Genomic DNA, 15486 nt, shown 5'->3' with positions numbered 1-15486 from the left:
AGTGACGCAATCTGGAAAACAGAATACAGGAAGCACTATGTTGAAACAGACGATTTCAATCGCCGTCATGGCCTCCATGGCAACACTTGCCGGCGGCTGCGCCAGCACTCAGGAAGTGGCAAATACCCCGGTGCCGGTCGACGCCCAGACCTTGCAGTCCAACCTCGCCTCTCAGGAAGCCAGCATAGTCAATGTGATAGCTCAGGCTCAGAATCAACAGCAACAGCATCTGGATGCCCTGAATACTCAGCTTCAGAGTTTACAACAGCAGATGAAGAAACTGCAGCAGCCCCCGAAGGAAACCATCAAGGAAGTACAGGTGCCTGCGCCCTGCGAAGCTTCACCTATTGGCGACAAATATATTCTCGGTGAAGTCGAGAGCGTCTTTATCGATGAGCTGAATGCCAGTTTCGATACCCGTATCGATACCGGCGCAGAATCCTCTTCACTCGATGCCCGCAACATTATTCTGTTTGAGCGTGACGGCGCCCAGTGGGTTAGATTCGATGTGATGATCAATGGCGCGGATGCGCCGGGAAAAACTTTCGAATCCAAGGTGGTACGTTTTGTCCGTATCAAGCAAGACGCCGATGAAAAAGACGATCGCCGTCCGGTGATCCACGCCCACCTCAAAATAGGCAAATATGCCGCCGAAACCGATCTTAACCTTACCGACCGCAGTCACCTCGAATATCCTTTGCTGCTCGGCCGCAAGTTTATGAAAGACATAGCCGTTGTCGACGTAGGCCAAGCTTACCTGCACGGCAAAGCCAAAGACTTAGTGATTTCGAGCCATAAATAGGAGCGGTAATGCATTCACGGAAACCTTTCTACCTGGTGGTAGCTCTGCTGTTTATTGTTGGGCTCAGCGCCAGTATTTATCGTGGTATTGAACACAATGTGCCCTTCCTGCCCGGTGAGCAGGTACAAAGTTGGGCTGTCGATGCCAAAGTCAGTTTTCAGGGTACGGGTGGCCCGGCAGAAGTCTCTTTCTCCCTGCCACAGGATCCGGCATTTGAAGTCTTGATGGAAAATGCCACCTCCCCGGGTTATGGCCTGACTATCAGCAACAATGAACAGGGCCGCCGCGCGCTTTGGTCGATTCGTCAAGCCAATGGTCAACAGGACCTCTACTACAAGGTCACCCTGATCCCCACTGGCCGTGAAATACTCAAGGCTCAGGAAGAACCCCTGCCGCCTGCACCTTATATCTGGTCTGCGACCGAGAAAGCCGCCGCCGAGCAGGTGATGGACGAAGCCTGGGCTCGCAGTGCCGGTAACCTCTCTTTTGCCCGTGAGATCATGCGCGCCATTGCCGGCCGTGATCGCAGTCAGAACATAGAGCTGCTGCTGTCGGCCAACTCACCCACCAAGCTGTTTGTCCATATGCTCAATAGCCGCGGTATTCCAACTCAGGAAGTCAATGGTCTGTATCTGGAAGATCAGCGCCGTCGGCAGCAGCTTTCTCCCTTTGTCGAAGTCTATCAGGACGGTAAATGGCACCTGTTCGATCTGGTCAAAGGCACAGAGGGCCGTCCGGAAAACATGGTGCTGTGGGAGCGCAGCGGTAAATCGGTATTGGACGTACTGGGTGGCAGCAACTCCCAGGTCAACTTCTCCATGCTGAAAGACACACGTTCAGCCCTGGCGACTTCCATAGACATGATGGCCAAAAACAACGCCATCGACTTTTCCCTCTATCAACTGCCGCTGGAAGAACAGAGCCTGTTCAAGGGTATTTTGCTGATCCCTATCGGGGTGCTGATGGTAGTATTCCTTAGGGTTATCATAGGAATAAAGACTTCAGGTACCTTCATGCCTGTACTTATCGCCCTGGCCTTTATCCAAACCACACTGCTGACCGGCCTGATAGGTTTCCTGCTGATTGTGGCCTTTGGCTTGATGATCCGCTCCTATCTATCGCATCTGAACCTGTTGCTGATTTCGCGAATATCGGCGGTGATCATAGTGGTGATAGGCATCATAGGCCTGTTTACCCTGCTGTCGTACAAGTTTGGGCTCAGTGAAGGCCTGACTATCACCTTCTTCCCGATGATCATTCTCGCCTGGACCATTGAACGTATGTCGATCCTTTGGGAAGAGGAAGGCGCCAAAGAGGTGATGGTGCAAGGTGGCGGTTCACTCCTGGTAGCCACTCTGGCTTATCTGGCCATGAGCGCCACTTGGGTACAGCACTGGGTGTTCAACTTCCTGGGTATCCATTTGGTGATCCTGGCGCTGGTGCTGCTGATGGGTCAGTACACGGGTTATCGACTGCTGGAGCTCAAGCGCTTCAAGCCACTGGCAGGAGAATAAGATGAATTTTGCCTGGCCATGGCAGCTGCGCCGCGCTGGCGTGCTGAATATGAACAAGCGCAATATCGACTATATTGGCCGCTACAATCCGCGCAAGTTTTACAAACGGGTGGACGACAAGCTCACCACCAAGCAACTTGCGCTTGCCAATGATATTGCCGTACCCGATCTGATAGGCGTGGTGCGCGAGCAACACGGTATCAATAGCATTCCCGAGCAGGTAAAAGATCGTAGCGGCTTTGTGATCAAACCCTCCAAAGGCTCGGGCGGCAAAGGGATCTTGGTGATCACCCATGTGGAGAATGGTCGCTTCTATAAGCCCAACGGCAATGAAGTCACCCCGAGCGAGGTCGATCGCCACGTTTCCAATATCCTCAGCGGCCTGTTCTCCCTCGGTGGCAAGCCGGATGTGGCCATTATTGAGGGCTTGATTGAGTTCGATCCCGTATTCGATGGCTTCAGCTATGAAGGGGTTCCGGATATCCGCCTGATAGTGTTCAAGGGTTTTCCTGTAATGGGAATGCTCAGGTTGTCCACCGCCGCTTCCGATGGCAAGGCCAACCTGCACCAGGGCGCGGTTGGTGTCGGCTTGGATATCGCTACCGGCCGCGGTCTGCATGCGGTGCAGTTTGACTGCCCGGTCGATTTGCATCCGGATACGGGGCGTAACCTGATTGAAATCGAGGTGCCCCACTGGGATACCTTGTTGCACACGGCCTCGAGCGCCTATGAGATGTGCGAACTGGGTTATCTGGGAACCGATATGGTACTGGATCAAAACAAGGGACCACTGCTGCTGGAGCTCAACGCCCGTCCCGGGCTTGCCATCCAGATAGCCAATGGCATGGGGATATTGCCAAGGCTGCAGCATGTGGAAAGAATGACGGGCAAACCCATGTCAGTGGAAGAACGGGTCGCTTATGCCAAGAAGCACTTTGCCAGCCGTTAACTCCGGCCTGAGTCCGTCTCGCCTCAAGTCCAGGCTGCCACTGTCGGTGTTGGCGTCGCTGCTAGCATCGACTGTGGCCTCTGGCATTTCCCCTGTCCTGGCCGCGCCTGATGCCGTCCCCTTGCTGACGGCCCAATGTGTCGAATACAGCAGCAATTTTCAACCTGAATTTCAGGATCTGCAGTTGCTGGAGCGACAAACCCTCGGGCTGCACAATATCAATGACCGCCTCGGTTATTATCGGAGTTTTCCCCTGTCAGCGGCTCAGCATGAGTTGCTGTTGCAGTGTCAGTTGAAACTGGCCGACACCATGGATAGATTCCTGAGCGAACCGGCGCTGATAAGCCTGACATCCGAACTGAACCAGGATGATGAGCCACAGCTTCAGGCATTGGCCCAGAGGTTGGACTGGTTGATGCAGCAACATCTGGGCATAGAGGAAAAAGCACGCCTCCACGGCGCCCAGGCCAGCATTCGCCAGGGAATGCGCAGTGACGATCTCAAGCTGGAGTTGGGACAATGTGCCCTGCCCGGCATGCAACAGGCTCTCAATCCCGAAGAGAATTCAGCGGAGCAGGAACAATCACCCCAAAAGCCTGGCTTTTTTGCAGTCAATATCGCCTCTTACTTGATGCAACAGGCCGATGGTGATTGTCGCGCCAAGGTTTGGCGCACTTATCAGGGCCGCGCCAGATTACGCAATCAACTGCCGCTGTCATCCGTTTTTGCCCTGAGACAACAACAAGCCAAGGCGCATGGTTACCCGAGCTACAGTGATTTTATCCTCAGTTCTCAGTTGCTGAGTACGCCAAGCGATGTGGCCAGGTTTCTCGATGCCAGCACCCAAAAACTGGATTACGCCCCCTGGGATCTGGGCCGCGAGTTACAGCAGGCCCAGTCAACAGAAATGGTCGCCCTCAAGGGCTCTGAAGTACTAAAAGCTCTGTTTGACCATCTCAAACCGCTGGGATTAACCGCAGAGCAGATTAACGACGACTGGCTCAGGGTGTATCACCATGGTCGGCTGCTGGGTGAACTGCTTATCAGCGAAGGCAAACACAACCGCCATAAAATGCTGCGCCGCGCCGTTGTCGGCCAACAAACCGGCCAGAGCGAGCTGGTGCTTAAGCCTCAGCAACTTAGGCTAAAAGATTATCAGACCGCAGTTTCTTCCCTGAGCGCCGCCATAGCCCAACTCAGTGGCGGCGGCCGTTATTATCTCAACAACAGTCTGGAGTTGCCTCAGGATGGCGCCGGAGTGGGCAAAGCTTGGCTGGAGCGCTATCTGAGCGGCGCCTTTGCATTTTCACTCAAGCCAGCTCCCAGCTCGCGCGAACAACTGGCCGAAGAATACCAGCAGCAGCTCAAGGTGTTTCGTGCCAAAGTGGCCCTCGCCAGCTTTGAAGCCTTTGGCAACAGCCAATACCCACAGCTGCACAAGGCGTTTGAAGCCAGTTTTAATGGCTCCTGGCCCGAAGTCAGTGACTATAGCTACAGCTTTGGCGCCATCAGCGATCAGGGGCCGCTCTATTATCTCGGGCTCTGGCAACAGCAACTTGCCAAAGCCATAGATGTTCACACCCGGGGCTGCAACCCGGCGCAACTATTTGATCTCTTGCTGGTCAACGAATCAGCCCAACCTATGGTCGCCCGTTTGCAAAGCCTGTTTGGCGCTGCCGATGCGGCCACACTCATCCGGAGGATACGCGATGCCAATACTCAAGAGAACCGGTCAACTGACACTTGCCCTCTGCCTGGGAGTGATGAGCAGTACGCTGGCCGCTAAGAGCCAGCCCAGCGCTGACGAGGTTTATCAACGCATTCAGCAGAATCTGGAGCAGCACCTCTACCAACTGCCACCCAGGGTGCAGGGCCATTACGGGATCCGCCTCTATCGGATGACAGGTGACGAGCAGTACGCCAACGCCGCCTTGGTGGATCTGTTTGCGGTTACTGAAGCGCAAAGCTTCTATGCCTGCCAACTGGACGACCCTGAATTCGTCAAAAGTGAATCGCTCAAGGCGATATCCCAACTGGGCAATGGCCCCAGGGCCAAGGCACGCAAAAAAGCGCTCAAACCCTTCCCCGAATTTCTGTTTTATACCGATGTGCTGCTGCGCTACGCCAGTCGCATAGATGAATTGGGATTTAGCGGGCCCTGCCACGACAAGTTACTCAAAGGGCTCAAGAGTACAGATCTGCAGCACGGTCTGACCGACGAAGCCATGATTGAAGCCTGGGCGGCGCAGCTGGTCAACTACGTTTACTGGGCCAAGCAACTTGGCGTTGGCGATTACCTGGAAGACTACAAGGCCGCCTTCAAACGTGTCTACCCCGATGCCGAGGATGACAAGCTCAGTAAGGCACAATATCGCAATAAGCTCTATGGCCTGACTCACTTTATCTTCGCCGCCAGCGAATACTATCAGCACCCGGTTGATGCCAAGGAGTTCGCCTGGATCCTCGATTACTTCGAAGCCAACCGCGAGCGGATCCTCAATGATGCCACCAACGATATTATTGCCGAAGTCGGAATAAGCTATCTGCTCGCCGGCAAGGGCAAAGATCATCCCATGGTGAAAGCCACTCAGGCGCACATCATCAAGTCATTCGATCCTGAGGTGGACTTTATTCGCTCCCCCAAAGGCAACCCGGCGCTGGCCCTGGGTGAACACCGCAATGTGCTGGCGATGATGCTGCTCAAATGGCCGGAAAAACTGCATAAAGGCCCCTATTTGAGTGAGCTCAAGGCGACCCGGAAATACCTGCCGATGCAGGTGACGCCACTCGAGTCGGTAAAACAGGCGACCGAGTCGACGAAAAAGGCTAAATAGTTTGAAAAACTGGCAGTTTCCACCCATGATAGGCCGAAATCTGACGAGTTTTTAGAAAATGAACAGACCCAAGTCCACATTGGAACAGTGGCGGATCCTGCAGGCCGTCGTCGACTTCGGTGGTTACGCCCAGGCCGCCGAGCAGCTCAACAAGAGCCAATCATCCCTCAACCATGCTGTGGCCAAGCTGCAGCATCAGTTGGGGATCCAACTCCTCGAAGTGCGTGGCCGCAAGGCCTATCTGACCGAATGCGGCGAAGTACTGCTGCGTCGCTCTCGTCACGTCACTCAGGCTGTAGGGGAATTGGAGCAGCTCGCCAGCAATCTGGAACAAGGGTGGGAGCCGAGTCTGAGCATCGCCAGGGAACTGGTCTACCCCATGGAAACCCTGACCGAGGCGCTGGCCGCCTTTCTGCCCCAAAGCCGCGGAACCCGGGTCACAGTGCGGGACACAGTGATCAGCGGTACCCAGGAGATGATCAAAAACCATCAGGTGGATATTGCGATTTGCGGTACCCCGCCCATGGGTTATATCTCTGAGCCCCTTTGCGATCTGGACTTCTACCTGCTCTGCCACCCTTCCCATCCGCTCGCGGCTCAAGTGGAAATTGAAGACGACAGAGTGCTGGCCCAACATCTGCAAATTGTGATCAAAGATACCGGCGTCAATAGTCAGCAGGAAATCGGCTGGCTCAAGGCCGAGCAGCGCTGGACCGTCAGCAACTTCCACGAAGCCAAGGTGATCCTGGCCAAAGGCATAGGTTTTTGCTGGATCCCGGCGCATCTGGTCAAGCAGGAGCTGGAAAATGGGCAATTGGTACGGCTCAGTCTCAAAGGCTCCAGCAGTCGCAAGATACTGCTCAGTCTGGTAGTGCCACAGAGAGACAAACAAGGCCCGGCCTGTAAGCTGCTGGAATCACTGATCCTGGCTCAACATAAATCCGGCTCAGTATAAATCTGAGCTCATTATAAATAGTAAGAAACGGAGCAACTTCATATTTACGCTGTGTCCCTATGGTATGACGTCATGAATATCAGTTGGAAAAAGACCCGAACAGCCCCTGGAGAGCGCTATAACGCTGGTTTTTCACACAGTATTATTGAGGTTTTGACAAAAGCCCCTGAAATTTGAAGTTAATCTGGCGCATTATTTCTGTAATATCACAGAAAATATCATTAAAGTCATATAGATATAAAACACTGTTGGTAGATAATAGGTTTGGAAACCGCGCATGTACGTTTAACTGCAAGGGATATTTTGGCTAGACTCTATTATATCTAACTAATACAAAGAGATAGCTATGCGCGTTTACAGTCCTCCGAGGACTAAAACGCGCATGCGCACTATACAGCTGTTATATGCTCAGAGGGAAACTGTGAATCAAGATATATTAAACATTGCGTTTGAGGAAAGCATCGATAGTAAAGCTATTGATCAGTTAAAGCAGTCCCTAGAACATCTTGGTCAAGATGTGGCTTTTCACGAAACTCCTAAAAAAGGCCCTCAAGCTTCCATCCTACTGCTTGGCATCTCATCCGTTGCAATCCTTTTTGGCGGAGCTTTTGTCAAAAAGCTAGGCGACAAGGCAGCTGAGGATACCTATCCACATATTAAGAATGCTTTATCCAAGTTATATCTAAAATACTTCGGGGAAGACCCAGAGTATAAAGTCAGTATATTGACGACGTCCGAGAATAAGGAACCAGACACAAAGTATTCCTTAATATTGGCGCTGTACTGTGTAGGAAAAGATAATCAGCGGGCTAAGTTTTTATACGAAACCAGCTGGTCAAAAGAACAATTAGAAATGGCTACGGACATTTACATTCGCGCAATGACCGAATTCGTGACCAACAACCAGAGTGAAGTAAAAGAGTTGATTGACGCCAGTGGTAGCAGAATGGAGCCTCATTTAATTGCTTGGTCCCCTTCAGTTGGGAAGTTGGTTAGAATTAGCGCATTACCTAGCCATGTGCGCAAATAACAAGGCCAGCCAGAGGGACACCCAAACCACTGCGCACTTTGTCTGCCCCTGCTGGCGGCGTTAGGCTTCCAGTATGTTCGAGTATGATGATCTAGAAAAAATTGATTTTGAAGACATGAGTCTTGGGCGCTACCGAGGTCTTTATACAACCACGTATAACCGGTTTGCATTTAGAGTACCTGATTCCGAGGAGAGCATTCGAATCTGTAGATCTCCAAAGCTTGGTCGCGATAATGGTTTAAATTTTTGGTTAGCTGCCGAACTTCAAGATGACTGGAGCGATCGAGAAGAATACTTTAAGCCATATATTATTGAGGCTGATTTTACAAAGATATCAGAAGATAAATTTAACTCAATGGTACGCAGCCAGTGTAGTGAGCTTATAGCGCAGCCAAGTTTACCGCTTAACACAGGGGAGTTCGTTGGAGCCTATGCAATGTATACCCTTGATAGGGAGTTAATAGTTGACTTGTATGCCGAATACACAGACGAATATATACATTTCATTTGGGAGTCCACAGCCTAACAAGGCCATGCACGTGACCTTCGGTACTTGTCACGCTTTTTTGTGCCAAATACCTCGGCTCGTGATGGCGGCGTTATGTATAGGAAAGAGATATGATCGAGAAGCCTAAAGTAACTACGCTTACAGAAGCCAAGGTAATACACAAGCTTCATTGTGGCGAATGCAACTGGAAGCAAGAGATAGCTGCAAACACCGATGCAGAAATTAAGTGTTGCCCTTGGTGTGGATGGAGTGATTTAGACATAAGCACAGTTGCTAATGAAGGTGGATTTCAAGAAATTGAATGCGAAAAGCACGGTAAAGTAACAGTAATTATGCCAAGTCCAAATATTGAACTACTAGATTTTATGGATAATTTATTTTGCCCATTCTGCTGAGAATATAGATTCCCAACGTTAATGACGCGGAAGTAAACCTCCGACTATGCTTTGTTTAAGCATTTAACAAGGAGGTTATTATGCCGCGCTCTCGCCGAACTCAAATTAGCCTTGAAGATATGTGAAGCACTAACGACTCTCATCCCGAATGCGCTGCGCCTGTTGCTGCTCAGCGGCTATCACGTCGGCAACTGAACCCGACTCAAGCTGCAACTCGGCCTTGGGTGGACTGAAAGCCTGTTCATTCAAGGCATTTGACTGCTGTGCTATGGCGCCCATCAAACGAGACAGACCTATGGGGAAGTTTGCAGAGTCGCCAGCCTTGGGTTCAAAGGAAGGCGCGGACTTTTCAGCAGCCGGATCTGCGGCTCCCAACAGGTTTTGACTCAGCTCAGGCTTTGGTGCGGCGGCAAGTCTCTGGGTTCCGGCCTCTTCTCTTGCCTGGTTATATTTACGCATCGCCTCGGCGGCAACCCGGATATCGGCCATGGAGGGATCGACAGGTGCCATCGCCGCCGCATAGACCTGTTTCATTTTCGCCATGGTCGCCAGCGGATCGCCGTTCACTACAGAGACATCTATCTGAACTTCACCTTCCACCGCGTAACGCTTGCCATCGGGTCCTTTCTCGAATTCAAATGCCGGTTGTCCGGCATGGATCCCGCCTACCGCGGCATGAGCCTGTTCATGGGATCGCACCTGGGTATCGCGCTTCATCAGGGAGTCGATTTCCCGCTCAAGCGCCTGTTGCTCACGACTCTCACGGTTCTGCTGCTGTTTCTGTTGCGCCTCATCCGGCTTGGGTTCGGCTGCGCTTGTCGTATTCGACTCCCCGGTTGACTGGCGAGCCGCCCCTTCGTCCCCTTCTTTTACTTCGCTGCCAGCCTGGCTCGATGAGCGACTCGAAGAGCTGCCAGAAGTGTTGTCAAAATCCTGCTCTGCCCCACTCATAGAGTTGGCGGAAGTATTTGTGCCATTAAAAGCGGGAACCTCAGGAGCTTCTCCCGCTAAAGTTACTGGTATCACAGGGCCGCCGACAATGTCAGCCCCTTGGCCGGAAAAGGCAGATGCTTGAGTCGATGTCCCCGCGAGCGGCATCGATGCTTGAACCTCTCCATGCCAATGGCCAGAGCTGGACAAGGCCGCTGCCCCCAGAGCTCCTTTAGTCAAACTGACCAGTGCTTCCCGCGGTGGCTTTACAATTTGTGGCTCTGAATGTTGCGCAGCTGAACCTTGGAGTGGGCTCAGATTAACTGAACTTGTATTGACTGGGCTTTGATTTCCCGAGCTCAGGTTTATTGGGCTCGGGTTTATTGAGCTGGGCTTTACGCCACTTATCTGAGAGGGATTTTCCTGAGAGGGATTTTGACTGGCGGAGATTTTACCGGCAGGGTTGGCGCTGAGAGGCGATTGGTTTATGGAGCTGCCACTGCTTAAGTTGGCAATTGACGAGCTTGGCCGCCGGGACACGGCTGTTGCCGTCAGCCCCGCGCCAGCCAGCGCGCCAACCATATATTACACCTCGATATCTATGATACTGCCTAAGGTGTCGGATGCGCGTTCAATCACCTCTACTGAAGCTTGCCCCTGGGCCTTGGATTCCAATGCCGATACCAGTGCCGAGGTTTTGTCTGCCTCCTCAACCGGGCGGGCCGAATCGGCCTGCTGCGCAGGTGCCGGACGGGCGATATCCACTGTTGCCTGAGTCAGGCCGGACTGGGCGCTTTGCAGCCCTTGAACTCCCGCCGAAAAAGCCGATGGAATTTGCATGATTGCCCCTTGTCTGTATTGGACTGTGGATTTTCGTTCTGCGGCTAAAATCAGTTACTACCATTTTAGCCACAGCTTTGAACAATTATTGGCCAATTCAGTGCAAATGTACAGTCCGAAAGGTTTATGTCCCTTGATGGGTTTCCGCAAAAGAGGCGCCTGCGAGCCAACTCGCGTCCCAATCTTTCCACACAGGTTGCATGCCTTGTGCTCGAATGGCGCTGACCACCTCAGGGACTGTGCGCTCATCACTTATCTTGAACTGATCCAGCTGCAACTTGGGATTGCTATAACCACCTGGCTCTGTTGAGCTGGCGGCACTCACATGGGTGATCCCAAGGGGCAATAGATTGTCCCTGAGTGAGGCGCTCTCCCGGGTAGAGAGACTCAACTCCAGCGCCGGGCTGAACAAGCGCATGGCGCAGATTAGTTGCACCAGTCCGGCATCATCCAGAGTCACAGCCGGCGTTACTCCGCCAACGCAAGGCCTGAGCCTTGGCAGCGAAACGCTGAAGCGGCTACGCCAGTACTTTTGCTGCAGATAGTCCAGATGCAATCCCATCAGTGCCGAGTCCAGGCGCCAATCATCCAGTCCGAGCAAAACCCCCAGGCCTATCTTGTCGACCCCGGCCCTGGCGGCCCTGTCCGGTGTATTGAGCCTGAAACCAAAGTCCTTTTTATTGCCTCTGAGATGATGGCGGTCATAGGTGGCGGGCTGATAGGTCTCCTGATATACCATCACGGCATCCAGTCCCTCATCAACAAGGCGTCGATAGCCCACTTCGGCGAGGGGCTGCACTTCAATCGCCAGATAGCTGAAGTCCTGCTTGAGCCTCAAAAGCGCCTGGGCAAAATAATCCAGCCCTACCTTGGTTTCATGTTCGCCGGAAACCAGCAACACAGAATCAAAGCCACGCTGCTTGAGAATGGCAATTTCAGCATCCAGTTCGGCCTGGCTTAGGGTCTTGCGGCGAATTTTATTGCTCATGCTGAAACCGCAGTAGTCGCAATCATTGGCGCATAGATTGGAAACATAGAGCGGCGCATAGAGACCTATGTTGGCGCCGAACTTCTTGCGGGTGAGCGCAGCAGAGAGCTGCGCCATAGGCTCGAGAAATTCCCGGGCCGCCGGTGACAAGAGAATGGGCAAGGCCGAGGGATTGTGCGCTATCGTCTCGGGCCGCGCCAGACAGCGCTCAACCTCGGCGGCGCTGACACTGGCAATAGCAAGGCGCAGTAGATCTCTGTCGATAGCGGTAAAACGCTCAAAAAAATCAGCCATGGTTTTCTCCCAGATTGAGAAAACCGGTCAGCGGACTGGTGTTTTGGGCTCGATTGCTGATGGTCCCGAGTCCGGCAAGATAGGCCGCTCGCCCGGCGCGCACCGCATCCTTGAAGCAGCCCGCCATGGTCACGGGATCCAAGCTGGAGGCGATGGCAGTATTGACCATCACGGCATCGGCGCCCAACTCCATCGCCCGCATCGCCTGAGACGGCGCGCCGATCCCGGCATCCACCACCACAGGCACATTGGCCTGCTCTATGATGATCTTCAAAAAGGGTTCTGTGGCCAGCCCCTGATTGGAACCTATGGGACTGCCAAGCGGCATCACGGCGGCGCAGCCTACCTCTTCGAGGCGCAAGCACAACACGGGATCGGCATGCACATAAGGCAGAACAGTGAAGCCTTCGCTGCACAAGATCCGGGCCGCTTCCAGTGTTTCTACCGGATCCGGCAATAGATAACGGGGATCCGGGTGGATCTCCAGCTTCAATAGTTGGGTGCCCAGCATCTCCCGTGCCAGCTCGGCGGCAAAAATCGCCTCCCTGGCATTGCGGGCCCCGGAGGTATTGGGCAGCAGCTGCACGCCGCGCTCTTTGAGCGGTGTTAGCAATTCATCGCTGCCCTGGTTAAAATCGAGCCGCTTCATCGCCACAGTAACCAACTCGGCGCCGCTGGCCACGAGCGAGCGTTGCATCAGCTCTGCCGAAGCAAACTTGCCGGTGCCGCCAAATAGCCTGGATTGAAACTCAAACTCGCCAATTTGCAACATATCAACCTCCGGCAACGGCGGAAAACAGCTCGAGGCTGTCTCCGTTTCGGCATTCAAGCACTGGCCACTGAGATCTGGGCACTACGGCGCCATTACGCACCAGCGCCACGCTGCCAGGCGCTATTTCACACCACTCGAGCAGCTGTAACAGCGTCATAGCTTCAGGCAACTCTTTGACTTGATTGTTTATCTTAATTTGCATCGCAATTCTCCTCACGGCTAAGCTCAGAACGCCCTTTCATAAATTGAGCTTCGGTTTGATTTCCAGCCTGAGATTGGGTTTGACAGCAAAGACATGCCGGGTCGGCGCAAAGCGCAGCCTCACGCACGCTTAAAGTGCGGCAATCCAAGCTGATGAGCCGCCCCAGGGTGCTGCGCTCTCCAAGCAGAGTATTGATGGCTGCCAGCGACTGCATCGCCGCCAGGGTTTGCACCGCAGGACCCAGCACCCCCATGTCGCGGCAGCGCCCCGAGCCTGTGCTATCCCGCGGGAACAGGCATTCGTAACAGCCCGCCTCGGGGTTAAGCCAAGGGGCGGTATGACACAATAGGCCGGAATCGGCGCTGATCGCCGCCGCAATCAGCTCTTTGCCCAGCTTCACACAGGCTTGATTAAGGTTATGACGGCAAAGGAAATTATCGCTGGCATCCAATACCAGTGACGCCTCGCGAATAAGCTCTGCGCTCTTGGGGCCAAATAGCTTGGGCTCAATCTCAATCAGGCAGTTTGGATAATCGCGCCCTAGCTTTTCCTTGGCCACGTCGACCTTCAAACGGCCGATATCCTGCTCGTTGTAGAGCAGTTGCCTTGGCAGATTACCCAGCTCGACAATATCGGGATCGATTAGAATGAGACGCCCTACTCCGGCGGCGGCCAAAGAGTGCGCCAGATGATGACCAAGGCCTCCTAGCCCCACTATGGCGACCGTCTTGGCCCGTAAGGCGAGCTGTCCCGCTTCTGATACTCTGGGCAGCAGCAACTGGCTGCCGTAACGGATAAAGTCGCGGTCGCTCAGCCCGGCATTTTGTTGAGCATAGCTAATCCCGCTTGCAATCGGGGCTGCTCGCCCTAACCAGCTTTGTGTCAGGCGCCTGAAGGCCGTTACCGGCTCGGCGGCCTCGGTAATGGCCCGCACCACGGCGACATTGGCCACACCGGTATGCTTGACGGCATCAAGGTTATGCTCGTCAATGCCGCCAATGGCAACCGTCGGCAGCAAGGAGCCGAAGGTTTCGCTATAGGCGCCAAGGCGCGCCAGTCCCTGGGGCAGAGATGGCATGACTTTGGTGTTGGTAGCAAAAATATGCCCGAGGGCCAGATAACTGGGCCTGTGGCGCAATGCAAGCAGCGCCTCGAAATAACCGTGACTGGATAACCCCAGCGCCATACCCGCCCCTTGGATGGCCTCAAGGGATGCCTGGCTGAGATCCTCCTGGCCCAAATGCACGCCAAAGGCGCGGTGGGCAATGGCCAGTTGCCAGTGATCATTGATAAAGACCCGCGCCTGATATTGGTGCCCGAGCGCGATAGCGCGAATGATCGCCTGCTCGGCGCTCGAACCGGGCAGCACTTCCTCCTTGAGCCGCAATTGAATAGTGCGGCAACCTGCCTTGAGTAAGGCTTCCAGCAATTCGACATCGGCCACGACTGGGTAGATACCCAAATTATGGGGCAACGTTTTGAAGCCTTCAGCACTAACGCCTTTAGCACTAACAGCATCAGCAGAGGTTGGTGCTGCAAGCCAAGGGGCGCCAAGCACCTGGGCTGGGTTGGCCCAGGGATAATCCTCCAGCGGCCAGATGACAGGCATAAGCTCGGCGGCCAGACAAGTCCCTGGGCGACCTAAGGGCCCGGGACCACTGCCTACCCGATAACTCTGCACCAAGGCGCCATTGATATAGGCCTTGGCCAAGATCAGCGCATCGGGCAAGATCCAGTCGTGGGCCAAAAATGCCGCTATGGCACTGGATAGCGTGCAACCGCTGCCATGGTTGTTGCTGGATGCTTGTCTTGGGCTCGCCAACACAAACCCCTGCCGTTGATGCAACCCGGAGCTGTGAGGCAAGTCTTTAAAAAGCAATAAGTCTTCTGCCAGACCGCGCGCGATCCCCGCCTCGAAATCCCCGCCCTTGGCCAAGAGATGGCAAGGCAGTTCGTTTGCCAGGCAAGTTGCCGCATCTTGCCAGGAAGGAAAGTCATGAATATCGCTGTGACTCAGCAACGCCAGCTCGTGAATATTCGGGGTCAGCACAGTGGAGAGCGCCGCCAGCGGCCGGTAATCCAGCCGCGCTGCGCCCGTTGCAGTGCTCTTTGAGAGTGCATCGCCGCAACTGGCCACCATGACGGGGTCGACCACCAAAGGAACATCAGGCAGGTGCCGAGCCAACCAGTCACAAAGCAGCTGCAGCTGCGCTTGATTGGCGAGCAAGCCGATTTTTATCGCCTTGGGCGGCAAGTCACCGAGCAGAGCATTGAGCTGCGCCAGCAACATCTCCTCGCTCACCGCCTCGGTTAGCGTCACTGCCACACTGCTTTGGGCGGTCAAAGTGGTGATGACAGAGCAGCCATGACAGCCAAGATTACTGAAGGTGGCCAGATCGGCCTGGATCCCGGCGCCGCCGCCACTGTCTGAGCCGGCTATGCTCCAGACTATCGGCCTTTTATCAGCCGCCAT

At 54.0% G+C, this 15486-nt stretch carries 15 protein-coding genes; 9 read left to right on the top strand and 6 right to left on the bottom strand.

Annotated elements, in window-relative coordinates; translation table 11 throughout:
- The first annotated feature begins 37 nt into the window (after positions 1-37).
- The 9 genes from ACWAU4_RS10790 to ACWAU4_RS10750 all read left to right on the top strand — a co-directional run bounded on the left by ACWAU4_RS10790 (position 38) and on the right by ACWAU4_RS10750 (position 8987).
- The gene (locus ACWAU4_RS10790; protein WP_123116292.1) at positions 38-802 is read left to right on the top strand and encodes an ATP-dependent zinc protease family protein; all 765 of its coding nucleotides are present in this window, start codon (positions 38-40) and stop codon (positions 800-802) included.
- Between the two features lie 8 nt (positions 803-810).
- On the top strand, positions 811-2316 hold the full coding sequence (locus ACWAU4_RS10785) for an inactive transglutaminase family protein (protein WP_028779244.1): 1506 nt from the start codon (positions 811-813) through the stop codon (positions 2314-2316).
- A 1-nt stretch (position 2317) separates the two neighbouring features.
- Positions 2318-3265 (top strand): alpha-L-glutamate ligase-like protein, encoded by a 948-nt coding sequence (locus tag ACWAU4_RS10780; protein ID WP_025009688.1) that lies wholly within the window; start codon positions 2318-2320, stop codon positions 3263-3265.
- Complete coding sequence (locus ACWAU4_RS10775) at positions 3237-5051, top strand: M3 family metallopeptidase (protein ID WP_208125987.1); 1815 nt, start codon at positions 3237-3239, stop codon at positions 5049-5051. Before ACWAU4_RS10780 ends, ACWAU4_RS10775 begins: the two co-directional genes overlap by 29 nt.
- Complete coding sequence (locus ACWAU4_RS10770) at positions 5029-6099, top strand: DUF3541 domain-containing protein (RefSeq protein ID WP_243756875.1); 1071 nt, start codon at positions 5029-5031, stop codon at positions 6097-6099. Before ACWAU4_RS10775 ends, ACWAU4_RS10770 begins: the two co-directional genes overlap by 23 nt.
- 58 nt (positions 6100-6157) lie before the next feature.
- The gene (locus ACWAU4_RS10765; protein WP_025009685.1) at positions 6158-7054 is read left to right on the top strand and encodes a LysR family transcriptional regulator; all 897 of its coding nucleotides are present in this window, start codon (positions 6158-6160) and stop codon (positions 7052-7054) included.
- A 421-nt stretch (positions 7055-7475) separates the two neighbouring features.
- Complete coding sequence (locus ACWAU4_RS10760; RefSeq protein ID WP_454290563.1) at positions 7476-8084, top strand: hypothetical protein; 609 nt, start codon at positions 7476-7478, stop codon at positions 8082-8084.
- Between the two features lie 73 nt (positions 8085-8157).
- A complete protein-coding gene (locus ACWAU4_RS10755) occupies positions 8158-8610 on the top strand; it encodes a hypothetical protein (RefSeq protein WP_144128421.1) in 453 nt (150 codons plus the stop codon).
- A gap of 92 nt (positions 8611-8702) precedes the next feature.
- Entirely contained in the window at positions 8703-8987 is a 285-nt protein-coding gene (locus ACWAU4_RS10750; protein WP_025009683.1) for a hypothetical protein, read from the top strand.
- Positions 8988-9116: 129 nt separating this feature from the next.
- Here ACWAU4_RS10750 and ACWAU4_RS10745 read toward each other — a convergent pair whose 3' ends face one another.
- The 6 genes from ACWAU4_RS10745 to thiE all read right to left on the bottom strand — a co-directional run bounded on the left by ACWAU4_RS10745 (position 9117) and on the right by thiE (position 15486).
- Positions 9117-9938: a putative metalloprotease CJM1_0395 family protein gene (locus ACWAU4_RS10745; protein WP_243756857.1), complete on the bottom strand. Its 822-nt coding sequence runs from the start codon at positions 9936-9938 to the stop codon at positions 9117-9119.
- A 564-nt stretch (positions 9939-10502) separates the two neighbouring features.
- Entirely contained in the window at positions 10503-10757 is a 255-nt protein-coding gene (locus tag ACWAU4_RS10740) for a hypothetical protein (protein ID WP_025888106.1), read from the bottom strand.
- A gap of 124 nt (positions 10758-10881) precedes the next feature.
- Positions 10882-12039: a 2-iminoacetate synthase ThiH gene (thiH, locus tag ACWAU4_RS10735; protein ID WP_144220161.1), complete on the bottom strand. Its 1158-nt coding sequence runs from the start codon at positions 12037-12039 to the stop codon at positions 10882-10884.
- Positions 12032-12811 carry a thiazole synthase gene (locus ACWAU4_RS10730; RefSeq protein WP_144220160.1) on the bottom strand — a complete coding sequence of 260 codons (780 nt, stop codon included), beginning with the start codon at positions 12809-12811 and terminating at the stop codon, positions 12032-12034. Before ACWAU4_RS10730 ends, thiH begins: the two co-directional genes overlap by 8 nt.
- A gap of 1 nt (position 12812) precedes the next feature.
- Positions 12813-13013 (bottom strand): sulfur carrier protein ThiS, encoded by a 201-nt coding sequence (gene thiS, locus ACWAU4_RS10725; RefSeq protein WP_071237576.1) that lies wholly within the window; start codon positions 13011-13013, stop codon positions 12813-12815.
- On the bottom strand, positions 13003-15486 hold the full coding sequence (gene thiE, locus ACWAU4_RS10720) for a thiamine phosphate synthase (protein ID WP_454290562.1): 2484 nt from the start codon (positions 15484-15486) through the stop codon (positions 13003-13005). Before thiE ends, thiS begins: the two co-directional genes overlap by 11 nt.

Source organism: Shewanella sp. FeAMO (assembly GCF_053653955.1).
This window is presented reverse-complemented; position numbering and strand designations above follow the sequence as displayed.